Annotated in this window: 20 protein-coding genes; 17 read left to right on the top strand and 3 right to left on the bottom strand. The window is 44.7% G+C overall.

Going from position 1 to position 24,621, the window contains the following annotated elements; translation table 11 throughout:
- The first annotated feature begins 10 nt into the window (after nt 1-10).
- The 3 genes from M0N77_RS09585 (at nt 11) to M0N77_RS09575 (ending at nt 3,207) form a co-directional block, all read left to right on the top strand.
- Nucleotides 11-736 (top strand): ABC transporter permease, encoded by a 726-nt coding sequence (locus tag M0N77_RS09585; RefSeq protein WP_353104964.1) that lies wholly within the window; start codon nt 11-13, stop codon nt 734-736.
- An 18-nt stretch (nt 737-754) separates the two neighbouring features.
- Nucleotides 755-1,495 (top strand): fumarylacetoacetate hydrolase family protein, encoded by a 741-nt coding sequence (locus M0N77_RS09580; protein ID WP_353104963.1) that lies wholly within the window; start codon nt 755-757, stop codon nt 1,493-1,495.
- Nucleotides 1,496-1,698: 203 nt separating this feature from the next.
- Nucleotides 1,699-3,207, top strand: coding sequence for a hypothetical protein (locus M0N77_RS09575; protein WP_353104962.1), 1,509 nt, complete (start codon nt 1,699-1,701; stop codon nt 3,205-3,207).
- A 95-nt stretch (nt 3,208-3,302) separates the two neighbouring features.
- Here M0N77_RS09575 and M0N77_RS09570 read toward each other — a convergent pair whose 3' ends face one another.
- Nucleotides 3,303-4,286 carry an Hsp33 family molecular chaperone HslO gene (locus M0N77_RS09570; RefSeq protein ID WP_353104961.1) on the bottom strand — a complete coding sequence of 328 codons (984 nt, stop codon included), beginning with the start codon at nt 4,284-4,286 and terminating at the stop codon, nt 3,303-3,305.
- Between the two features lie 288 nt (nt 4,287-4,574).
- Between M0N77_RS09570 and M0N77_RS09565 the strand changes: the two genes are divergently transcribed.
- The 12 genes from M0N77_RS09565 (at nt 4,575) to M0N77_RS09510 (ending at nt 19,280) form a co-directional block, all read left to right on the top strand.
- Entirely contained in the window at nt 4,575-5,552 is a 978-nt protein-coding gene (locus M0N77_RS09565) for a glutamate/aspartate ABC transporter substrate-binding protein (RefSeq protein ID WP_353104960.1), read from the top strand.
- Between the two features lie 90 nt (nt 5,553-5,642).
- A complete protein-coding gene (locus M0N77_RS09560; RefSeq protein WP_353104959.1) occupies nt 5,643-6,389 on the top strand; it encodes an amino acid ABC transporter permease in 747 nt (248 codons plus the stop codon).
- Nucleotides 6,386-7,057, top strand: coding sequence for an ABC transporter permease subunit (locus M0N77_RS09555; protein ID WP_353104958.1), 672 nt, complete (start codon nt 6,386-6,388; stop codon nt 7,055-7,057). Before M0N77_RS09560 ends, M0N77_RS09555 begins: the two co-directional genes overlap by 4 nt.
- 135 nt (nt 7,058-7,192) lie before the next feature.
- Nucleotides 7,193-7,924 carry an amino acid ABC transporter ATP-binding protein gene (locus tag M0N77_RS09550; protein ID WP_353105621.1) on the top strand — a complete coding sequence of 244 codons (732 nt, stop codon included), beginning with the start codon at nt 7,193-7,195 and terminating at the stop codon, nt 7,922-7,924.
- Between the two features lie 166 nt (nt 7,925-8,090).
- Complete coding sequence (locus tag M0N77_RS09545; RefSeq protein WP_353104957.1) at nt 8,091-9,326, top strand: FAD-dependent oxidoreductase; 1,236 nt, start codon at nt 8,091-8,093, stop codon at nt 9,324-9,326.
- A 291-nt stretch (nt 9,327-9,617) separates the two neighbouring features.
- Nucleotides 9,618-11,384, top strand: coding sequence for an AMP-binding protein (locus M0N77_RS09540; RefSeq protein WP_353104956.1), 1,767 nt, complete (start codon nt 9,618-9,620; stop codon nt 11,382-11,384).
- Nucleotides 11,385-11,497: 113 nt separating this feature from the next.
- Entirely contained in the window at nt 11,498-13,108 is a 1,611-nt protein-coding gene (locus tag M0N77_RS09535; protein ID WP_353104955.1) for a carboxyl transferase domain-containing protein, read from the top strand.
- A gap of 280 nt (nt 13,109-13,388) precedes the next feature.
- Nucleotides 13,389-14,201: an enoyl-CoA hydratase/isomerase family protein gene (locus M0N77_RS09530; RefSeq protein ID WP_353104954.1), complete on the top strand. Its 813-nt coding sequence runs from the start codon at nt 13,389-13,391 to the stop codon at nt 14,199-14,201.
- 60 nt (nt 14,202-14,261) lie between these two features.
- A complete protein-coding gene (locus M0N77_RS09525) occupies nt 14,262-14,765 on the top strand; it encodes a hypothetical protein (protein WP_353104953.1) in 504 nt (167 codons plus the stop codon).
- Nucleotides 14,766-14,873: 108 nt separating this feature from the next.
- A complete protein-coding gene (locus M0N77_RS09520; protein WP_353104952.1) occupies nt 14,874-16,979 on the top strand; it encodes an acetyl/propionyl/methylcrotonyl-CoA carboxylase subunit alpha in 2,106 nt (701 codons plus the stop codon).
- Nucleotides 16,980-16,989: 10 nt separating this feature from the next.
- Nucleotides 16,990-17,910 carry a hydroxymethylglutaryl-CoA lyase gene (locus M0N77_RS09515; protein WP_353104951.1) on the top strand — a complete coding sequence of 307 codons (921 nt, stop codon included), beginning with the start codon at nt 16,990-16,992 and terminating at the stop codon, nt 17,908-17,910.
- Between the two features lie 182 nt (nt 17,911-18,092).
- A complete protein-coding gene (locus M0N77_RS09510; protein ID WP_353104950.1) occupies nt 18,093-19,280 on the top strand; it encodes an isovaleryl-CoA dehydrogenase in 1,188 nt (395 codons plus the stop codon).
- A gap of 163 nt (nt 19,281-19,443) precedes the next feature.
- On the opposite strand, the gene M0N77_RS09505 is transcribed toward M0N77_RS09510, so the two are convergent.
- The gene (locus M0N77_RS09505) at nt 19,444-20,181 is read right to left on the bottom strand and encodes a pantothenate kinase (protein ID WP_353104949.1); all 738 of its coding nucleotides are present in this window, start codon (nt 20,179-20,181) and stop codon (nt 19,444-19,446) included.
- A gap of 34 nt (nt 20,182-20,215) precedes the next feature.
- Nucleotides 20,216-21,160, bottom strand: coding sequence for a biotin--[acetyl-CoA-carboxylase] ligase (locus tag M0N77_RS09500; protein WP_353104948.1), 945 nt, complete (start codon nt 21,158-21,160; stop codon nt 20,216-20,218).
- 223 nt (nt 21,161-21,383) lie between these two features.
- Here M0N77_RS09500 and M0N77_RS09495 point away from each other — a divergent pair, with 223 nt between their 5' ends.
- Nucleotides 21,384-22,187 (top strand): sulfite exporter TauE/SafE family protein, encoded by an 804-nt coding sequence (locus M0N77_RS09495; protein ID WP_353104947.1) that lies wholly within the window; start codon nt 21,384-21,386, stop codon nt 22,185-22,187.
- Nucleotides 22,188-22,525: 338 nt separating this feature from the next.
- Entirely contained in the window at nt 22,526-24,499 is a 1,974-nt protein-coding gene (locus tag M0N77_RS09490) for an alkaline phosphatase D family protein (protein ID WP_353104946.1), read from the top strand.
- Nucleotides 24,500-24,621 lie beyond the last annotated feature (122 nt).

The raw sequence follows: 24,621 nt of genomic DNA, 5'->3' as shown, positions 1-24,621 counted from the left end.
GAGAGAGACTATGGATTGGAATTGGCAAGTTATCTTTGATAGTATCCCTGATTTGTTGAGCGGTGCGGTATTGACGGTACAGCTGGTGGTCATCTCCGGTATTGTCGGGCTGTTTTTGGCTTTGATATTAGCTTTGCTACGCTTATCCAAGAATTGGCTAGTCCAGCTATTACCTTTTTTGTATATTTTCTTTTTTCGGGGCACGCCGCTACTGGTACAGATATTTTTGATCTATTATGGTCTTGGACAGTTTGAGGCGGTGCGTGAGTCTTTCTTATGGGAGCCAGTACTAAGCCAAGCGTATTGGTGTGCGATTATTGCCTTTACCCTTAATACTAGCGCTTATCTTGCGGAGATTATCCGCGGCGCTATACAAGCGATTCCGGTAGGCGAGCTTGAGGCTGCCGACGCTATTGGTTTATCAAAGTGGCAAAAGCTTACCCGTATTACCTTACCACGCGCTTTTGGTATTGTAATCCCAGCCTATAGTAATGAGGTCATCTTTATGCTCAAAGGTAGTGCTCTTGCTTCTACTATTGCGCTGATGGATATCACTGGAGTGGCGCGTACTATTAGCGCGCGCACCTATACCTTGATGGAGCTGTTTTTTGCCGCTGGTGTGATTTATCTACTATTATCTTGGGTCATCTTATTTGGTTTTGGCCGTTTTGAGAAAAGAATGAATCGTCACGCCAGCTATGTGCCGCCTGATGTAATGACTAATACTATTCCATAATTAATCTGAGAGCCTGTCATGAGCCAATCGCCACACGCTACTATAGCCGCCGCTATTATTAATAACGACAATAATGTTATCTCTAATAATAATGTTACTTCTAATATTGATAATAAAGCTAATGCTAAGCTGCGTGAGTGTGTTGGTAAAGTGGTTTGTGTCGGTCGTAACTACGCCGCTCACGCTCATGAATTAGGCAATGAAGTGCCAAGCTTGCCACTATTATTTATAAAACCAGCTTCTTCGATAGTATCGATTCATAACGATATTATTCGCCCTGATCCCAGCCTCTATGGCGAGACGCATTATGAGGCCGAGCTGTGCATTCAGTTAGCGGCAGACTTATCTAAGGCTACTGCTGAGCAAGCAAAACAAGCGATTGGCGCTATAACTTTAGGGCTGGATTTAACCTTAAGAGAATTGCAAAGTCAGCTAAAAGCCAAAGCTCACCCTTGGGAGCGTGCAAAATGCTTCGATGGCGCTTGTGTGCTAGCAGATTGGCTTGAGGTAACGAGTTTTGGTGATTTAACTCAGGTTAGTTATCAGCTGCATATCAATAATGAGCTTAAGCAAGAAGGCAATAGCGCGCTGATGCTGTTTCCTATCTATGAGCTCATTGCTGAGAGTAGTCACGCTTTTAGCTTACAAGCAGGCGACGTTATCATGACAGGTACCCCAAGTGGCGTTGGGGTTTTACAAGCAGGCGATCAATTGCAGTTGACGCTTGGCGAGCATCAGTGGCAAACGCAAGTGCGCTAATAATCTTTGCGCCTGTTTTTTATTGTTCTAATCTCTAAAAGCTCCTCTTTTTATTTTGTAGTCTTTTTATGGAGGTTCAAACTGGTTATAAAAATGACTTATAAATCAAACCATTCGCTTCTATTTGTAGCATATAATCGCTAGTATAGAAATCTGTATTTTGCAGAATACCTCTCTCTCCTATGAGTGCTACGAAGAACGCTATGACTACTCCTAAAACCCATACTCCAGACTTGCCCGATGCTACCCACGATAGTTATGGCAGCAGCTTTGGTAATGAAGGTATGTTTCATTATCAGCCTGGGGTTCATCCTATCTCCAAAGCTAGCATGCCGCTGCATGGCGATCTGTACGAACATATCTCGCAGCTTGATGCGTTAGATATGGAGGAGCTGGTTCGATTATTGGCAGATGATGCCGATGAAACTATCAAAAATAAGCCGCTATCTTTAGGAGACTTTTTTGAAGGCTTAGCGCAGCTAGCGACGATGGGCGTGGTTGAAGTCACTGAGATCGTAGAGTCGATGCACCGCGAGATTATGTTACGTCCTATAGGCCGCTTTAATAAAAATAATCTAAATAATTGGCAAGGCGGCATAACAGGACGCGTCTATGGTCTTGTGCGTTATATTATGCTGATGGTAGGCAATAATCTAGCTTCAGGCTTACGTTTGTATAAAAACATGGCCACACAAACCAGCTCTCAACCACTGTCGCATGGACTAAAAAAGCTAGTCAACGTCTTTAATGGCGTGATGGGCGATCATTTGGTCAATCATAGTAACTCTCTAGCGATTCCCATGGTGCTCTATGATGCCGATGGCAATCTGCGTCATGAGGGACTATCGGGGCGTATTATTATCTTATGTCATGGTTTGTGTTTGAGTTATCTAAGCTGGCATCCTGAAGAGGAGAATAGCTTAGGCGCGGCTATCAGTCGTAGTCAACCAGAGGCAACGGTACTCTATCTTGATTATAATACCGGACGACGTATCTCACGTAGCGGTCACAAATTCTCCAAACTGCTACAAAGCTTGGTTGATAATAATCCAAATATCAGTCAAATAGATATAGTGGGCCATAGTATGGGCGGCCTAGTCGCTCGTAGTGCGCTACATTATGGCAAACAAGACCGTCTAGATTGGGTCAAACGTGTTGGTAATCTGATTACTTTAGGCTCGCCTCATCACGGTGCTTTGCTTGAGCGTATTGGTTTTATGGTACAAGACATTATCAGTAAAGTTCCCTTTGCCAGCTCGCTTGCGCACTTAGGCGACATGCGCAGCGCTGGTATTATAGATCTTCGTCATGGTAGTATTCGTGATGCTGACTGGCAGTCTTTAGAGGGGCGTAATGTGTTACCCCAAGATTTTCGCCATCCTACGCGTCTGCCTACCGGCGTTAAGACCTTTTTTGTCGCGAGCGCCTTGATTGAGACGCACTATGATTCAAAAGTCACCAATCTTTTGGGAGATAGTTTAGTCTCGGTAGCTTCTGCCCTAGGCGAAGATGATGGCGAGCATAATTTGTTTGTACCAGAGGGTCATAAAGCAGTCTTTTATGGCGTCAATCACATGGGCCTTATACACAGTCGAAGAGTGCGCGAACAAGTGGTAGAGTGGTTACTAGATAATGGTAAAAGCGATTACGCTAGCCGAGATCGTATTCATTCTTATCCTCAAAGCTTAAGTTTACAGACGGAAGACTCTTAGAGTACAATTAAAACCTAGCTTTAAGCATGTTGATATCTAAAAAAACCCCTTAAGACTCTCATCTTAAGGGGTTTTGAGTGGTTATAATAAAAAAACTACTCCGCAAAAATAGCTGTTACATCGTCTTTATCAAACTTATAGATCTCACCACAAAAGCCGCAGTCCATCTCAAAGCTGCCGTTTTGCTCCTCTAAGATATCTAAAGCCTCAGTCTCGCCAATCTGCTCAATCGCCGTCTCACATTTCTCACGCGAGCAAGTACAGCCAAATTCTAAGCTGACAGGCTCAGGGGCGACCACGCTCTCTTCATTGTATAAGCGGTAAATAATCTCGCTAGCAGCAAGCGTAGTCAATTCTTCATCTTTGACAGTACTAGTGAGCATAGTTAGACGCGTCCACAAATCATCATCGATACCGGCATCTTGATTTTGTTCTACTTCAACGGTTTCTTGAACGGTACGCGGCAGCATTTGCACCAGTACACCGCCCGCTTGTAGGCCATCTGAGGCTAAGTTAATCAAGGTCGGAATCTGTGCCGATTGCTTTTGATAATGCGCCAAGCAGTCTGCCAAATTATCATGGCTACGCTCGACGATACCTTGATACGGCTCACCGCCATCAGGCTGGATATTAATAAATAATACCCCTTTACCAGCTTCGCCTAATTCAGCAAAAGCTTGCTTGGCATCGATCATATTATCCCAAGCTTGTACTTGCTCGTCATTGTCTGCTTTCCAGCTAGCAAGCGCGCGGATAATACCGTTTTGATCGCACTCTGCCATCGCCCAATTCAGTAGGCTATCGCTATCTGAGGACTGCAACTGAATAGACAGACGGCCATCGATTTTGACCGTACCGATAAGCAAGCTGGCCGCGGTTAACATCTCACCAAGCAAGCGTTTGATGGCTTCAGGATAAGGCTTTTGCGCGATAGTGGTTGCATAACTGCGTGATAAACGCACCACATCACCGCGTACTGGCGAGTCCTCAATAAAGAAGCGCTGACGGACATCATTGGTAGGAGTTTGCGCAGATAATGGCTGGTTATGGGTAGTTGCAGCGGAAGTATCTTGTGTCATATATTTTTATCTTACTAAGTTAAGAAGGTGTTAGCTTTATGGGGGTTGTTCTTAATTTATCAATAATAACCATAGTGTTATCTAGCAAAGCTATTAGCTAAAAAGGGCAGATTTATTATAGAAAGTCGCTCAAATAATCAAAAATTTGGACAATAATAATAAAAGTGTTGTACAGTAACATTGAGTTGCATTAAGATAACTAAAAGTAACTGCATGGATGCTTGTTGGTAATAATACCGAATTTAGCATTTTTTAACTAAATAATGATGTGATAAAAGGATGTATCTCATGGCTTACGCACTTACCAAACCTCTAACATTAGCCGCTTTTTTAGCGTTCGGTTTAGCAGGCTGTAATAATCAAACTGCTACCGATGATGCCGCCCCTGCAGATGGCGCTACTACTGAAGCCGCTGCCAGTACTAACGGTACACTCCAAAAAATCAAAGACTCAGGCACTATCGTAGTCGGCTATCGCGATTCTTCTATTCCTTTTTCTTATATCGCTGATGATCCTAATCAGCCGATGGGTTATGCGCATGATTTAGAGATGAAAGTGGTCGAGGCCATTAAGCAAGAGCTCAATATGCCGGATCTTGATGTTCGCTATAACCTAATCACTTCACAAACTCGTATTCCACTAGTCCAAAACGGTACCGTTGATTTTGAGTGTGGCTCAACCACCAATAACGAAGAACGTCAAAAGCAAGTTGCTTTCTCAAACGGCTTTTTTGAGATTGGTACGCGTCTGTTGACCAAGGCTGACTCTGGCATTAATGATTTTGAAGATTTAAAAGGCAAAACGCTAGTGACCACGGCTGGTACGACCTCTGAGCGTTATATTCGTCAATACAATGATGAAAAACAGATGGATACCAATATCATCTCAGCCAAAGACCACGGTGAAGGGTTTCTTATGTTAGAGAACGGCCGCGCAGATGCCTTTATGATGGATGACGTGCTACTAGCCGGCGAAAAAGCTAAAGCCAAAAACCCTGAGGAATGGGTCATCGTTGGTGAGCCGCAGTCGTTTGAGATCTATGGCTGTATGATGCGTAAAGATGACCCTGAATTTAAAGCAGTGGTCGATGAGGCGCTAGCCAACGTCTTTAAATCAGGCGAGATTAATGCTATTTATGACAAGTGGTTCTTAAACCCAATTCCACCAAAAAATGTCAACTTGAACTTTGAGATGTCAGACAACCTAAAAGCCCTGATTGCCAATCCCCATGACAGTGCTCAACCAAAAGCCGCTGTAGCGCAGTAAGAGCTAGCTTTTACTCATCATAGCTTGCTACTCACGCGTTCAATCTAAAGGTTACGCGTGAGTTTATTTTTTGCTGCATGGAGAGACAAAATGAATTATAGCTGGAACTGGGGCGTGCTATTTGAGCATACCGGCATCGGTAATGAGCTATATTTTAACTGGATGCTGACCGGCCTTGGCTGGTTATTGCTGATAGGAAGTATTGCTTGGGCCATAGCTATGATCATCGGTACCATTTTCGGTATCATGCGTACTTTGCCTAGCAAGACGGCTCGTAGTATTGGTACTGCTTACGTTACTTTTTTTCGCAATATCCCGCTGCTTGTACAACTGTTTTTTTGGTTTTATGTGGCTCCAGGTTGGCTCACACCAGCGCTACAAGAATGGTGGTATAAGGATTTATCTCCTAACACCTCCGCTATGCTCTCAGCGAGTATTGGTCTTGGGCTATTTACCGCCGCTCGTATCGTTGAGCAAGTACGTACCGGTATTGAGTCCTTGCCGCAAGGACAGATTAACGCCGCTTATGCGCTTGGCTTTACTATTCCGCAAGCTTATAGACAAGTACTGCTACCGCAAGCCTTTCGTATTATCTTACCGCCGCTGAGCTCTGAGCTAACCAACTGTTTCAAAAACGCTTCGGTGGCCTCACTAGTCGGGGTTATGGAGCTGATTAGTCAAACCAAAACCATTAGCGAATATACCCAAAATAGTCTAGAGATTTATACTTACGCAACGATTATCTATCTGGTATTTAATCTATCGCTTATTGCCATTATGGGCCTGATTGAACGCAAATTAAGGGTTCCAGGGCTTATTGCAGGGAGTCAGAAATGAATATGATGACCGAACTTGCGACAGCCTACCCAGGCTTGATGGGCGGTATGATAACTACCTTAAAGGTATTGTTTTTAGCTATTTTTGGCGGTATTACTTTAGGCACCATATTAGCGTTAATGCGTTTATCCGGTATTAAGGCGCTAGAGATTCCTGCCAAATTATACGTCAACTATTTTCGCTCAGTACCACTACTGCTAGTGCTACTGTGGTTTTACTTTGCGGTACCGTTGATTTATTTTTGGATAGCAGGCAGTTATCTGAAGATTAATGCCGCTTTTGCGTCTTGTGTAGTCGCCTTTATGATGTTTGAGGCCGCTTACTTCTCAGAAGTGGTGCGAGCCGGTATTCAGTCTATCGGTAGCGGACAGGTCAATGCGGCTAGAGCACTGGGCATGACGTATGGGCAGACTATGCGTTTGGTTATTTTGCCGCAAGCTTTTCGCAAAATGCTGCCGCTGATATTGCAGCAATGTATTATTTTATTCCAAGATACGACACTAGTATTCGCCATTGGTTTGACTGATTTTTTCCGTGCCGCCTATGTGCGCGGCGAGCTGATGGGTCTACTAACCCCTTATATTTTGGGTGCCGGTGCTATCTACTTTATTATCAGTTTGGCCGCCTCAGTAGGCGTACAACAAGTACAGAAAAAATTAAGATTTTAAAGTTGCTTTATAGTGATTTTGAATGACATTCAGCAAAACTAAGCATAAGGCTAGGAGCCAATGATGAATAATGCTAAGACCTTTATAAATGACTTTGGCGGATTGGTCACTGACAATGGGCATGCTAGCGATGAGATGGTAATTGAGATAGACAGTGTCAGCAAATGGTATGGCGACTTTCAAGTATTGACAGATTGTACCGCTCACGTGCATAAAGGCGATGTGGTGGTAGTGTGTGGCCCATCCGGTAGTGGTAAGTCAACCTTGATTAAGACCGTAAACGGTTTGGAGCCTTTTCAAAAAGGTCAAATCATGGTTAATGGTATCTCTGTCGGCGATCCAAAAACGAACTTGCCAAAACTTCGCAGCCGCGTCGGTATGGTGTTTCAGCATTTTGAATTATTCCCGCATCTGACTATCATCGATAACCTGACAGTGGCGCAAATCAAAGTATTAGGTCGTAAAGAAAGCGAGGCTAAGCAAAAAGGTATGGCTTATTTGGACCGAGTAGGCTTAACGGCACAAGCGGCTAAATATCCAGCTGAGCTGTCGGGTGGTCAGCAGCAGCGAGTAGCTATCGCGCGCGCATTAGCGATGGATCCGGTAGCCATGCTATTTGATGAGCCGACCTCGGCGCTCGATCCTGAGATGATTCAAGAGGTACTCGATGTCATGGTAGAGCTGACTCATGATGGTATGACGATGATGTGTGTGACGCATGAGATGGGGTTTGCCAGCCAAGTCGCTAACCGCATTATCTTTATGGATGAGGGTTATATCGTTGAGAACTGTAGTAAAGAGGAGTTTTTTGAAGGGGCAAAAAGTGAGCGCGCGCAGCAGTTCTTATCAAAGATTCTTAATCATTAAGAGTGTTTGAGTGGTGATTTAGCGTCTTTATTAAGGCGCTTTTTTGTGGCTAATTTTTACTATTTACTCTCAGCTTACAAGTGTTCCTGTTTTGCTGCTACAATAGCTACCAGTGCCCTAAAGCATGTTTAATGCAAACAACTATAAAAGCTATCTTGGAGCCATTATGAGTGTGGAAAATCCGTCCAAAACATCAGGTGTTGTTATCGTAGGTGCAGGCCTAGCAGGCTGGCATGTCGTCGATGCTATTCGTAGTAAAGATAAACAGATTCCAATTACTTTAATTACCGCTGATAATGGCGATCGTTATCACAAGCCGATGCTGACCATGGCTATTAGCCAAAATAAACAGCCGGCTGATCTAGTGCGAGCGACTGGTAGTAAAGCTGCAGAGGCTGCTAATATAAAATTGCTCGCCAATACGCAAGTCAGTGATATTGATTCAAGCAGTCAACAGCTACATCTTGTCTCGGCGCTTCGCTCTGATCCTGTATATACTAATTATGCGACGCTTGGCTATGACAAGCTAGTGCTAGCGATGGGCGCGCAGCCGATATTTCCAAAGAGTTTGCCAGAGGATTTGGTCTGGCACGTCAACCATATCGAGCGCTTTGGACAGCTACAAGAAAAGCTAGCGACTGGCAGTCAGCATGTAGCTATCGTTGGCGCGGGAATGGTCGGTACTGAGATCGCTGAAGACTTGCTCAAAGCCGGTCACAAAATTACCTTGATAGATCTCAACGAGGCGCCTCTTGCGCAAATGCTACCAGCAAAAGCAACAGCGCGTATTGCCAAAGCTATCCAGTCGCAAGGTATCGAGTTTTTGGGCGGCTATCAAGTGACTAGTGTCACGCGAAATGAAGATGATACCCTACAAGTGAGTTGTGAACCACTAGCAAGCAAAGAAGAGTCAGCAGCTAAACAACCAGCCACATTGATAGTCGATCACGTGATTGCTAGTGCTGGACTTGTGATCGACAGCAAACTACCTACAGCGGCAGGGGTTGAATTTGATCGCCGTACTGGCATCGTCGTCGATGCGGCAACTTTGCGCGCTAAATCTGCAGAGCTTGATCACGCTACTAATATCATTTATGCCATCGGTGATTGTATGTCGATAGATGGCGTGGCCTGTCGTTATGTCGCGCCGCTGCGAGCGCAGGCGGCAACTATCGCGGACGATATTTTGGGTCATGAGCATGCTGGTTATGATCATAAGCCGCCAATGATTCGTCTAAAAAATAAAGCGATTGCAGTAACAGTAGTTGGCACGCCGCAAGCGACTGGGGATTGGCAAGTAAAAACAGAAACGGACGACGAGCTAGTGATGGAGTTATTCGATGATAATCAACAAGTCACGGCGACAGTCTCCACTAAGCTGCCACCCACTGCTAATGTGTAGAAGCGACTTTTGATAAACCACTAGCTATTACATCCCAAGCAACCGCCAATTATTTATTTTGATAAGTAATTGGCTTTTTTATACTGTTTTTTGTGATTAGTAGCTGCTATAGAAACAATTCATTACTTATATAAGTGAGACATTATGTATCGATATTATTGACAGCATTTCGTTTTAGGCGTTATAGTAATCGCTGTGCTGTAAATGATAGACAAGGAACATAAGTTTGCCTACAACATAGGTACTCTTATGATAGTAATATGAATAAAAAGTAAAACGAAAGGATTCGTTATGACTCAACCTTCCTCCAATACCGCTTTTGATGATATTTTAAATAATATTCCACAAATCAACATGGGCGCGCGCTCAGCTAATGCACCTTTGACACAGAGCTATGATAAGGGGCCCGATGTAGCGCTGATAGAAGCGACTATCGGCGATTTTTTTGACGCTATTGTTGCCAAATACCCTGAACGTGAAGCCCTAGTAGTACGTCATCAAAATATTCACTGGACTTACAAGCAGCTACAACAGCAGGTTAATAAGCTTGCCAGCGCCATTATCGAGATGGGGCTTGAGATCGGCGATCGTATCGGTATCTGGTCGCACAATAATAGCGAGTGGCTACTTATGCAGCTTGCCACAGCTAAAGTCGGCGTCATTTTAGTCAATATCAATCCAGCCTATCGCACCTTTGAGCTGCAATACTCCTTAAATAAGCTTGGCTGCTCGGCACTAGTATTGATGCGTCATTTTAAGAGCAGCGATTATGCGCAAATGATTCGTGAGCTGTGTCCGGAGATTTACCATAAGACTTTTAATCAGCTTGATTTGGTCGAGATACCGACCGTTGAGCGTATTATTTGGATTGATGGGCCTGATGACACTGAGGATGTCAGCTTTATGCAGAAGTTCTCGGATTGGATAGCCGAAGGGGATGCTAATGATCCGCGTGTGACACAGCGTCAAGCGCAGCTCAAAAACACCGATGCTATCAATGTGCAGTTCACTAGCGGTACCACTGGCACCCCAAAAGGCGCAACGCTGAGCCACCGTAATATCCTAAATAACGGCTACTTTATCGGTGAGGCGATGAACCTTACAGAAGAGGATAGGCTGTGTATCCCCGTACCGCTTTATCACTGCTTCGGTATGGTATTAGGTAATCTTGCGATTCTGACACATGGCGGTTGTATCGTTTATCCCAATGATGGTTTTGAGCCATTGACAGTGTTAGAGACGGTAGAAGCGGAGAGATGTACGGCGCTGCATGGGGTGCCGACGATGTTTATCGCTGAGCTGGACCATCCTGATTTTAACAAATTTGATCTATCGAGTCTGCGTACCGGTATTATGGCAGGCTCGAGCTGTCCGATTGAGGTGATGCGCCGAGTCATCGACAAGATGCATATGAGTGAGGTCACCATCGCTTATGGCATGACTGAGACTAGCCCGGTCTCTTGTCAGACCAATAAGCATACCCCGCTTGAAAAGCAAGTCTCCACTGTCGGACTGGTTCAACCGGCGCTTGAGGTCAAAGTTGTCGATACCGAAAGCGGTGAGATTCTACCTATTGGCGAAACAGGCGAGCTACTCACCAAAGGCTATTCAGTGATGAAAGGCTATTGGGGTAGCCGCTTCAAGACTCGCGAGGCTATACAGGATGGCTGGATGCATACCGGCGATCTAGCAACGATGGATGAAGATGGCTACGTGAAGATAGTCGGACGTAGTAAAGACATGGTGATTCGCGGCGGCGAAAATATCTATCCGGTGGAGATTGAAAACTATCTTTATCGCCATCCAAAGATTCGTGACGTACAGATCGTCGGCATTCCTGATGATCGTTATGGTGAGGTGTTAGCAGCTTGGATTATCCCAAAAGAGCAGGGCTGTTTGAGTGAAGAAGAGGTCAAACAGTTCTGTCAAGAGCATATCGCTCACTATAAAATTCCGACTTATTATCGTTTTGTCGCTGAGTATCCGATGACAATTACCGGTAAAATTCAAAAATATAAAATTATTGAGCAAATGAAAGAAGAGTTGGGATTGGCGTAATCTTAAATAGTTATTATTTTAAGATAAATGTTCTTTGTAGGCTAAAGCCACAGCCTAAGCCAACCTATTTAGAGAGTTGCGAGTTAAATATACAAGTATAAAGAAGGAATATCATGAGCGCTGTTATTACCAGTAAATTAAGTCCCAACTCCGCTGAATTTCAGCAAAATAGCGCGGCAATGCAAGCTATCGTTGATGATTTATATCAGCATTTAAATAAAATTGCGCAAGGCGGATCAGAGCGGGCACGAGCTAAGCATTTAGCGCGCGGTAAGCTATTGCCCCGCGAGCGCGTAGAGCGTCTACTTGATGTTGGCACGCCTTTTTTGGAAGTCGCGCCGATGGCAGCTTACAATATGTACGGCGAAGATATTCCAGCGGCGGGAGTAATTGCCGGTATTGGGCGCATTAATGGTATTGAGTGCATGATCGTCTGTAATGATGCGACGGTGAAAGGCGGCACGTACTATCCAATGACGGTCAAAAAGCATCTGCGCGCGCAAGAAATCGCTCAACAAAATCATCTGCCGTGCGTCTATCTCGTTGATTCTGGCGGCGCGAATCTACCCAATCAAGACGAGGTATTCCCGGACAAAGACGACTTCGGGCGTATCTTTTTTAACCAAGCCAATCTAAGCGCAGCGGGCATTCCACAAATCGCGGTAGTGATGGGGAGCTGTACGGCGGGTGGCGCTTATGTGCCGGCGATGAGCGATGAATCTATTATCGTCAAAGATCAAGGGACGATATTCTTAGGGGGCCCGCCGCTGGTCAAAGCGGCGACCGGTGAAGAGGTCAGCGCGGAGGATTTGGGCGGCGGTGATGTGCATACGCGGCTATCAGGGGTGGTTGATTATCTAGCGCAAAACGACACCCATGCGTTATCGATAGCCCGTGATATCGTTGGGCATTTAAATCGCGATGCAAAAGTAATTGCCAATCAAATTACTCCGCGTCCGCCACGTTACGATGACAAAGAATTATACGGCATTATCCCGACGGATAAGCGCAAGCCTTTTGATATTAAAGAGATTATCGCCCGTATCGTTGATGATAGTGCCTTTGATGAATTCAAAGCGCGTTTTGCTAATACCCTTATTTGCGGTTTTGCCCATATCGAAGGTATGCCCGTTGGTATTATTGCCAATAACGGCATCTTGTTTAGTGAGTCGGCGCAAAAAGGCACGCATTTCATTGAGCTATGCTGTAAGCGCAAAATCCCCTTAGTGTTCCTGCAAAACATCACCGGCTTTATGGTCGGGCGCAAGTATGAGAACGAAGGGATTGCTCGTCATGGTGCCAAAATGGTGATGGCGGTTGCCAATGCTAAAGTGCCTAAATTTACCGTGATTGTCGGTGGCTCATTTGGCGCAGGTAACTATGGCATGTGTGGCCGCGCTTACGATCCAAGATTTCTGTGGATGTGGCCGAACGCGCGTATCTCAGTAATGGGCGGTGAGCAAGCGGCGTCGGTACTGGCTACGGTCAAGCGTGATAACTTTGAGCGTAAAGGCGAGTCGTGGAGTCAGGAGGACGAAGAAGCCTTTAAAGCGCCGATTCGTGAGATGTACGAAGAGCAAGGCCATCCTTATTATGCCACCGCACGTCTTTGGGATGACGGCGTCATCGATCCGGCCGATACCCGTCAGGTGTTGGCATTAGGACTCAGCGCCGCTCATAATGCGCCAATTGAAGAGACGACTTTTGGTATATTTAGAATGTGATTGATGTGCTTTGTGTAGGGTAGGTTAGCGAATGCGTAACCTGAAAGCTGTAAAAACGAAGCACTGCTTCGTTAAGCTTGCAAGGAAAATCTTTTGAATAAGATTTTCTATTAGAGTAAAGCAATACGGTGGGTTACGTTTTATCGGCGTTCTCTACGAGAGTCTAAAAAATTAACCTACTCTACAATAATGAATTTAAATAGCTTAAAGTTAGATCAAAAATCAAAATCAGTTAACGAATAAAGAAGTATTCAACTAACTTGAACACAAAGAGCAAAAAATGCAAAACGATATCTTTAAAAATACATCCAACTATAAAAACCTATTAGTAACGGTAGAAAACTACGTCGCAACCGTAACCTTAAATCGTCCAGAGATTCGCAATGCTTTTAACGATGAGATGATTGGCCAATTAACGTCAGTATTTAATGAGTTAGGCGCAGATGAGCAAGTTCGCGTTATTGTACTAGCTGCCGAAGGTAAAGCCTTTTGTGCAGGAGCCGATCTCAATTGGATGCGCGCGATGGCAGATTATGACTATGAAGAAAACCTAGCCGATGCCGATAAACTTGCGCAAATGCTCAAAACCATTTATCAGTGCCCAAAACCTACGGTTGCCGCTATTCAAGGGGATGTTTATGCGGGCGGTATGGGACTCGTCGCGGTGTGTGATATCGCTATTGCAGTGAAAAATGCTAACTTTTGTTTGAGTGAGGTGCGTTTAGGCCTTGCTCCAGCGACTATTAGTCCTTATGTGATCAAAGCATTAGGTGCGCGTGCCTCACAGCGTTATTTTTTAACGGCTGAAGTGTTCGATGCCAAAAAAGCGCGTCAACTTGGCTTTATTCATGAGCGAGTTAACGAGGACGAGTTGCAAGATAGAGTGGCTGCAATATGCGCCAAGATTGTCAATAATAGCCCTGATGCGGTCAAGACGTGCAAGCGACTTTTGCATGATATTGCAGGCGCGACAATAGACGATGAGTTAATCACTGATACGGTAAGACAGATTGCTGATATTCGTTCCTCCCAGCAAGGTAAGGAAGGGGTGCAAGCGTTTTTGCAAAAGCGTAAGCCTGATTGGTTGGCGTAAATTTTACTTAATACGTTCTCTCTAAATTAACTAAATTGATGATAATTCCATCCAACCTTTATGATTACAACTGAAGTTTTTGAAGCGACTGAAAACGACCCTTACACAACTATTTACTATCGAGATAGCAGAGACAAAGCTACTGTGATTGTGGTTTTGGACAAAGACGAAAAACTAGTTTCTAAAGAGATTTCTGAATATGATGATAATGGATATTTGCTAACATCAGTACTTTATGGAAGAAATCATCATACTATATTAGGTTATAGAGAATATGACTACGATGAATTAAACCAAGAGATCGGCTTTTGTGACTATCATGTTATTGATGGAGAAAATAAGTTTTTAGTAAAGACGCGTAGCGTATGGATTGAACGAGATAAATTACTTCATTGTTGTTACTATCTTGAAGACAATAAACCATTTATTTACGAAGTTTTTGAGCACGATGAAGACTGCGGTATGGTGACAATGGGTAGATTTAGTATGCAGGGTAATGAGATCACTTTCGATTCAGATTACTATATTCCCCATTATGCAATTGGAAATGCAAAAGACATCTGATTTAACATTTTTCAATGAAATTATAGATTCTCCAAATTATTCATTAAGTAGTATGTACAAAAACCATTTTGATCTAAATTTTTATAAAAACATGCTAAAAGGACTCCTATGTTCTCCAAAATACTAATCGCCAACCGCGGTGAAATTGCTTGCCGAGTTGCCGCTACTGCCAAGCGCATGGGCGTGCGTACGGTCGCGGTTTACTCAGATGCCGACCGCCATGCCAAGCATGTGGCGGTGTGTGATGAAGCCGTTTATTTGGGTGGCTCTGCGCCAAAGGACAGCTACCTAAAAGGCGATGCTATTATTGCTATTGCTAAGGAGCGCGGCGCTGAGGCAATTCATCCTGGCTACGGGTTTTTGAGTGAGAACGCCGACTTTGCTGAGGCGTGTCAAAAGGCGGGTTTAGTGTTTATTGGACCATCAGCCGATGCTATTCGAGCAATGGGCGGCAAATCTGAATCCAAGCGCTTGATGGAAGCGGCTGGTGTGCCGTTGATTCCAGGCTACCATGGTGACAACCAAGAGGCTGAGTTTTTAAAGGCGCAAGCAGATGCTATTGGCTATCCGGTACTGATTAAAGCCAGTGCGGGCGGCGGCGGTAAAGGTATGCGTATTGTCGAAGATAGCAAAAACTTTAGCGATTTATTAGACTCTTGTCGCCGTGAAGCCATTACTAGTTTTGGTAACGACCAAGTATTGATTGAGAAGTATGCGCTAAAACCGCGTCATATCGAGATCCAAGTGTTCGGCGATAGTCACGGTAATTATGTGCATCTGTTTGAGCGCGACTGCTCAGTACAGCGCCGTCATCAAAAGGTACTAGAAGAAGCGCCTGCGCCTGACGTCGATGAGTCCATGCGTAGCGCGATGGGTAAGGCGGCGATCGATGCCGCGCGCGCGGTCGATTATGTCGGTGCCGGTACGGTCGAGTTTATCGTTGAGCAGCGCGAGGAGGGCATGCATTTTTATTTTATGGAGATGAATACCCGTCTGCAAGTCGAGCATCCTGTGAGTGAAGCGATTACTGGTGTTGATTTGGTAGAGTGGCAATTACGGGTGGCAGCGGGTCAGAAATTACCCAAATCTCAAGAAGACCTAAGGATAAGCGGTCACGCCATTGAAGCGCGCATCTGTGCTGAAAATCCAGATAATGACTTTTTACCGGCGACGGGTACGCTGTTTACTTATCAAAAGCCAAAACATAGCACCTTTGTGGTCGATGATGTGCGCATCGATGACGGCGTGCGTCAAGGCGATGTGATTAGTCCTTTTTATGATTCGATGATTGCCAAGCTTATCGTCCATGCCCCGACACGTACGCAAGCTTTGGCTAAACTCGATCAGGCATTAGCATTGACTCGTATTGTCGGACTACCCAATAACGTGGCTTTTTTGCGCTATGTGATTAATACGAATTCCTTTAGTCAGGCCAATCTCGATACCGCTTTGATTGAGCGTGAAGCCGATGAGCTATTCAATCAGCATCCACTAGAGTTATCGACGTTGGTGACGACGGCTATTGTGCAGCAGTTGGCTCGTGAGAAAAACAGAATTAACATCGATGCTAACGTTAATGACCCTTTTAGTCAGGCATCGGCGTTCCGTGCTTATACCGACTATACGCGTACCTTTAACCTAACTTATAATGAGCAAAATTACCTGGCGCGCATTAGCGATTTGCATAATGCGAGTCATGCCACTAGTCAAAAAGATACAGATAATACCAATCGCTTTTTACTTACTATCGAAGATGATCATGGCACTGAGACTGATATAAAACAGATAGCCGAGACTTTGTATAAAGCTCAGGTCAGCTATCGTAGCGATGATGCTCATAATCATAGTTTATGGCTTGACGGCGCCCGTATAAAAGCGCAAAGCTGGACGCATAACGAGACAGTTTATGTCTTTACTGATACTGGCCGCGATCAGATTAAACTGATTGACTTGATGCTGCATGTAGGCGAAGAGTCTGCCGCAGTCGGTAGCCTAAAATCGCCTATGCCCGGACAAGTTATCGCCTTTAAAGTCGCTGTCGGTGATAAGGTCAAACAAGGCGAGGCGCTTGCAGTCATTGAAGCAATGAAAATCGAGCATACTATTACTGCACCAACGGATGGGGTGGTAGCAGAACTGTTATTTGCAGCGGGCGACTTAGTTGCCGATGGTGATGAGCTACTGCGTATTGATAGCGAGACTAGCGAGGCTTAAGGACAATACTATGAATAACGCTTACCCAAAGCATGTCACTATCGTCGATGTCAGTCCGCGTGATGGTTTACAAAACGAGTCAATGACCGTACCGACTGCTATCAAGCAAGCGCTAATCGAGGATTTAATCGCGGCAGGGGTGAAGAAGTTAGAGGTCACTAGCTTCGTCTCGCCTAAATGGGTGCCACAGATGGGCGATAATAGCGATTTGATGGCAGCACTTGCCCCTAGTAGATCGGATGACGTTATCTATTCAGTGCTCGTGCCCAATATGCGCGGCTTTGACAATGCTGTCATCCATCACCCTGATGAGGTTGTTATTTTCGCCTCAGCGAGCGAAACCTTTAGTCAAAAAAACATCAATTGTAGTATCGATGAAAGCATTGAACGTTTTGCGCCAGTAGCTGCTGCTGCCAAGGCACAAGGTATCAAGGTTCGCGGCGTCATCTCCTGCACAGTTGGCTGTCCTTATGAGGGCGAGATTGACCCCAGCCAAGTCGCTTATGTGACTAGGCGCTTGGTTGAGATTGGCGCTGAGCAGATCGGCATCGCTGATACGATTGGAGTAGGTACGCCTATTAAGGTAAAAAAAGCGCTGCAAGCGGCATTAGACTACATTGATATTGAGTATATCTCAGGGCACTTTCATGATACTTATGGACAGGCGCTGAGCAATACTTTAGCGGCGCTTGAGATGGGAGTGAGCGAATTTGATACTTCAGTTGCGGGGCTAGGCGGTTGTCCTTATGCTAAAGGCGCTACGGGCAATGTCGCCACCGAAGATGTGGTCTACATGCTGCATGGCATGGGGATTGAGACTGGTATTGATTTAGATAAATTAGTCATCGCCGGCGAGCGTATTAGTGAGTTTTTAGGACGTCGTAACGACTCCAATGTCGCGCGGGCTTTGATTAACAAGCGTTCCGCTTAAGTAACCCTATTGTAATTAATATAAATATCTACCGCTGCGTCTAGCTGGGACAAATTTCATTTGCTTACTGTGTAACTTCATCACTCCAGAGGCTTCAAAAAATTTATTCCAGCCATACTATCTTTTTATATAAGTAATCTAATTTTATTAATAGTGTTAAAGATTATAAATAAGGAATTATTATGAGTTTACCCGGTTTAGATTTTCAGCTTGGCGAAGATGTTGATGCTCTGCGCGATGTGGTGGCGCAGTTTGCGGCTAAAGAGATCACCCCGCGCGCAAGCGAGATTGACAGTAGTGATCAGTTCCCAATGGATCTCTGGCAAAAAATGGGCGAGTTAGGCTTGCATGGCATTACTGTCCCTGAGGAATATGGCGGCGCTGATATGGGTTATGTGGCGCATATGGTAGCGATGGAAGAGATTAGCCGCGCCTCAGCTTCTATCGGTCTAAGCTACGGCGCGCACTCAAATCTCTGTGTCAATCAAATTAAGCGTAACGGCTCAGAGGCACAAAAGCAGAAATTTTTACCCAAACTCATCAGCGGTGAGTTCATCGGTGCGTTAGCGATGAGTGAGACGGGCGCGGGTTCTGACGTCACTAGTATGAAGCTCAAAGCCATCGATAAAGGCGATGCTTACGTGCTAAACGGTAGCAAGATGTGGATTACCAATGGCCCAGATGCCGACGTAATGGTGGTGTATGCCAAGACTAATCCTGAGCTTGGCGCGCAAGGGATTACTGCCTTTATTATCGAAAAAGGTATGGAAGGTTTTGGTACCGCACAAAAGCTCGATAAACTCGGTATGCGCGGTAGCCATACCGGTGAGATGACTTTTAATAATGTTACAGTCCCCAAAGAAAACATCTTAGGCGGCTTAAATAATGGCGTGAAAGTGCTAATGAGCGGCCTTGACTATGAGCGCGCGGTATTGGCCGCAGGCCCTATCGGTATTATGCAAGCGGTGATGGATAATGTCGTGCCGTACATTCATGACCGTAAGCAATTCGGTCAAGCTATCGGTGAGTTTCAGCTTATTCAAGGTAAAGTTGCCGATATGTACACGATTTTGCAAGCAGGGCGTAGCTTTTTATACACGGTCGGCAAAAATCTCGATATGCTAGACGCACAAGGCGCTGGTCATAGCCGTCAAGTGCGTAAAGACTGTGCTAGTGTTATCTTGTGGTGCGCGGAAAAAGCCACTTGGATGGCAGGCGAGGGCATTCAGATCTTCGGCGGTAATGGCTATACCAATGAGTATCCACTTGGACGTTTATGGCGCGATGCCAAGCTATATGAGATTGGCGCAGGGACGAGCGAGATTCGCCGGATGCTGATCGGGCGTGAACTCTTTAATGAGACTAAGTAGTTGAAGCTAGAGTGATAATGACGTAGGGTGTGGTTAGCGCAGCGTAACCCGCCATTTGGAGTAAGTGAATATTAACAATGGTGGGTTACGTTTTATTGGCATTCTCTAGGAGAATTTAATAAAACTAACCACACCCTACGATAACTATTATTTTATTATGTGGCTAAACCACTAACTGCTTCTTACTATAATCAAAATATCTAGCCAAGCCGTTAAGCAATAAATCATCACGCAGACGCACCGGACGATTGACATGCTCAGCGATAATATTGGCATCGCCGCCCGTCATGATCAGCTCAAAGTTAGGATGACGATGGGTAATCTCATTGATAGCGCCAACGATAGATAATAAGATACCGCGATGCACCGCGTCTTGCGTGGTCAACCCTTGCGTAATATTATCGAACGTGCCGTTGGAGATAGTAATTTGCTTAGTGCCCGAAAACAGCGATTCGCGCTGCAAGTAGATACTTGGGAAGATATAACCCCCTAAATGCTCAGCATGATCGATCAAATCTATCGTCACCGCCGTACCGCAGCCCACCACACACTGGCGCTTTTTTTTATCTACCGCGCCTAGCATCTGCAACCAACGATCACAGCCTAACTGCTTGGCATCATAGCGGCTGCTCATCAGCGCATGCGCGGCATCGACGTTGACGAACTCGAAGGGGATATTTAGCCGGCTTAAAGTCTCAGCGACTCTAGCGTTAAGCTCGTCACCCAATACCGATGAGATACCAATAAAGTCCGGCGCATAACGCTCAAAGCGATCGGTCAAACCCATAAGCAGCTCAGCCGGCGCTTGCAGATGCTGCTTGGCGTCATAGGTGATCATCTGTCCGATATCATCGGTCAACCAGTATTTGAGTCGAGTATTGCCAAGATCTAACCAGAGCATAGTTCTTCCTTATTGGCCCTTTATCTAGCGCTCGTTAAGCCTCATTTATGACATCAATGCGACCGGTAAAAAGTGCTGAAATATTACCGTTATCTTGCTTTAATTGCAAACAGCCGTTTGTATCGATACCGCAGGCCAACCCTTCGATAACGTGCTCTTTATTATTCAGGTTTTGAGTAATCCGTATTCTTAGATTCTTTAGGGCATCATGCTGCTCAAACTGCTTATTAAATTGCGTCGTTGCGCGCTTATAAAGGTTAGTTTGCAGATTAGACTTTTCGGCCGCTATGTTTTTGAAGCAGTGGATAGCATTTAGCAAAGCTTGACTGATTTGATGGTAAATAAGGGTTAAGCTTGGTAAGGATTGTAGCTTATCATCTTGCAGCGATTCATTGACATCTCGTAGGCTAAGCGCTTGATAGCTCATACCCTCCAAGGTTTGCATGGACAGCTTAGGAGTCGCTGCCACATTTAAACCTACCCCTATTACCACGCCTGTTAGTTTGCCGCCCAATAGTACCGGCTCAATCAAAATGCCCGCTAATTTGCTAAAAGCTATAATATTGTTTTTAGCCAAATCCAGCGTTTTATCTTGCTCTGGCAGCGTATAAAAGCCTAAATCATTCGCCCATTTTACTCCGATAGAAGGTTTGCCTTGCCTCTCTAAGCGCTCATTAAGCGTCTGAATAATAGGCATTTTTGCCAGCTCTAAACCGACGATTAACGATAGCAGACCACTAATAGCCATATCGATTGGATGATAAAGCGATAAGTAAATATTACCAGCCGGCGATTGCCAAGAGCGGGTATGTTGACCACGGCCAGCTGTTTGTGTTTCAGCCGTCAACAGCTGTCTCTCACTAGTAGCTAAAGTATTAGACTGTAGGGCTTCTATCAGCTCACTATTGGTCGATACGCTAGTGATCACATGACGATGATTAAGCTCAGAGAGACTATCAATAGTGGTAGATAAAGGCATAAGGGAAGTCGCTATAGTAGTTAATAAATAAAGGGTCTGCGCCTAAATAAAGAGGTTTATAGAGTATCGAATAAGATAATGATACAAATATTGAAGTACTAAGCGCATGCTATTATAGGCCATTCTTGGCTAGCCTAGTTATTATGAGCTAAAAATGCGCTTGCTAAAAGATAAGCCAAAAAATAGCTAAGACAATGAGCGCAAAATAATAAGGATTTCGATAATGCTATATGTATGGTTTGTGATTGCAGGCGCCTTTGCCGGAGTCTGTGCCGGTTTATTCGGTATTGGCGGCGGCATGATTATCGTGCCTGCGCTAGTTTGGATCTTTACTGCCTATAATTTCTCACCCGAGGTCGTCACTCATTTAGCGGTTGGCACTTCTTTGGCGACCATTATTATTACCTCTATCAGCTCACTCACAGCCCATAATAAGCGCGGCGGTGTGCGTTGGGAGATTTGGCGCGGTATGGCTATCGGCCTAGTCATGGGCAGTGTGGTTGGCGCAGGCATTGCCGATAGGATCGATGGGCAAGCCCTACAAGCCATCATCGGTATTGGCGCGTTATTAGTGGCACTAAAAATGCTGTTTTTCTCCAATAAAGAACAGCTAGGCAAGCCGCTACCGTCCAAAGGCATCCAAGTAGGCGCGGGTACAGGCATTGGCATGGCGTCCTCTATCTTTGGGATTGGCGGCGGTAGTTTGACCGTGCCGTTTTTGAATTGGGCGGGGCTACCGATGAAGCAGGCCGTTGGCACCTCTGCCGCTTGTGGTCTACCCATTGCCGTGGCAGGCGCGCTAGGCTTTGCTTGGTTTGGTCAAGACGTCACTAATCTGCCTGCAGGCACAATAGGTTTCGTGCATATCATAGGTTTTATTTGTATCTCGATAGCGAGCTTTATCACCGCCAAAGTCGGCGCAAAGCTGGCGCATCAATTACCGGCGCTGATGCTAAAACGGGCTTTTGGCGTGCTACTGATATTTGCAGGCGGTCAGTTGTTTTTAGGCGGCATTGGGGTAATTTAGGTTTTGTTTATTAAGCTCTTTATAACTAAATAATATGGTATTTATAATTAGGTGGTGTGTCAAAAAGTATGCTGATTAAAATTTGAACAATTTTTGAAGCCTTGAAAGCCCTATAGAATCAGAGAACTTAGCATAGATTTCTTATTGACTTTTATCGCCAGCATACTTTTTAAAACACCACCTATAATTAAAGGTTTATGATAACATTTTGTATATCTCTATTTAATTAAATCAGGAAGATTAGTCGATTAGATAGAAGATCAGGGAAGATGACCATGCAGCCTATCCGTTATAGGTCGCTATTTAGATGGCAAATTATAGTACAAGGATGCACTACCATGAAGCAAGATGATGATAAAACCGTAAAAAATAGCATTGATAAAAACGCTACGGATAAACAGAGTGCTATCAAAAGTGACGTAAATAACATCAATAATAAAAAAGTTATTCATAATGCTTTTATTGATACCTTACAGAACCCTATCGATACTCCCTCCTCTAGGCCTGCTGTTGACAACCGCTTATCTCAATCACCACCTGATAATAGTCCTCAAGATAAAATAGCCCTCAATAGACGCCGCTTTATTCAGGGCTTTGGTTCTATAGGCGTGGCGGCTGTAGGTGCTAGCAGTCTAGGCTTAGCAGGGTGTAATGATGATAACGATAATACCTTTATTGATGCTGCTATTAGCTTTGATCACGGCGTTGCTAGTGGCGATCCTTTAGCGGATCGTGTGATATTGTGGACAAGGGTAACCCCGCAGAGAGTAGGCTCTTACCAATTTGTAGTTAAGTGGTTTGTAGCTAGTGATTCGCAAATGAATAAGGTAATTAAGCAAGGCGAGGTAACAACGAGTGCTATCAAGGATTATACTGTCAAGGTGGATGTCGAGGGCTTAGAGCCTAATACAGTTTATTACTACCAGTTTGTAGTAGGCAATAAGGCAAGCCGTGTTGGTAAAACTAAGACCTTACCTGTTGGACAAGTCAACCAAGTCAAAATGGCCGTTTTTAGCTGTGCCAACTATTCCGCTGGGTTTTTCCATGTTTATGCTGATGCTGCCAGGCGTAATGATTTAGATGTTCTTATTCATCTAGGAGATTATATTTATGAATATGGCCGCACCACTACTGATGCTCAGGGTAATGTCGTACCCGCTTATGCTTCGGAGGATGCAGCAGCCATTGATCGTGAGGTCATGCCAGAGCAAGAAGCTTTTACGCTCAATAGCTATCGAACTCGTTATGCTCAATATAAGACCGATCCAGATCTGCAAGATTTGCATGCTACCGCACCTATGATTGCGGTATGGGATGATCATGAGCTAGCTAACAATACCTATGAAGATGGCGCTTTAAATCATCAACCTAGCAAAGAGGGTAGCTGGGATAAGCGGAAGCTGGAGGCTGTCACCGCTTATCATGAGTGGATGCCAATACGTACCAATACTAACTCACAAAGTATTATCTACCGTAGCTTTGAGTTTGGTAACTTGATGAGTCTCAATATGCTAGATACCCGCGTCATTGGCCGTGATAAACAGCTCAACTATGTCGATTTTATCAAAAGTAACTCTACCGTTGGCGCTTATATTGATACTGCTGCCTTTATGTCCGCAACGAATGATCCTAGTAGAGAGTTGTTAGGACTTAGTCAGAGCAACTGGCTAGTCAATCAGATGCAACAATCAAATGCTAAATGGCAAATACTTGGTCAACAGATTCTGATGGGGCGTATGGATATACCCGCGCCTGTAATTTTGAATTTGGCTGATCCTAGGCTTGGGCTCGATATCAATGCTTATTTAGCCTTAGTTAATAAAGCTCAAACCGCTCCGCAAACGTTAACCTCTAAAGATATTGCGCTGTTACAGCAGCCTCCTATTCCTTATAACATTGATGCTTGGGATGGCTATGGCTCAGCACGTGAGCGCGTATTAACAACCGCTAAAAGCTTAAATAAGAATTTAGTAGTACTAGCAGGCGACACTCATAATGCTTGGGCGAATAACTTGACTACGAATGACGGCACAGCAGTTGGCGTCGAATTTGCCACTAGCTCGGTCAGCTCTCCAGGCTTTGAAGAGTATATTCCTAATCCCCCAGCACAGGTAAAAGCGGTATTAACTCAGCTAATACCGGGTTTAGAGTATATCAATCCTAGTGACCGTGGTTATATGGCGATCACCGTCACACCTGAGTCTTGTCAGTCCGAATGGATATTTGTTAGTGACATACTCCAACAAACTTATAGTAGTAGAGTAGAACAAACGCTAAAAGTAGTTGCTGGTGAAAATAAGCTAAGTGTCTAGCGGCTAGTTTGATTTCTATGACTGTTAATATATTGTCTCACCACAAAGGCGTTCATCTATTGAAAATAGCTGAGCGCTTGCTTATTTAATTACCTATAACTTTGAATACAAACTTCAAAACC

Origin of the sequence: Psychrobacter sp. AH5, from assembly GCF_040371085.1 — a bacterium.
Lineage (GTDB): Bacteria > Pseudomonadota > Gammaproteobacteria > Pseudomonadales > Moraxellaceae > Psychrobacter.
This window is presented reverse-complemented; position numbering and strand designations above follow the sequence as displayed.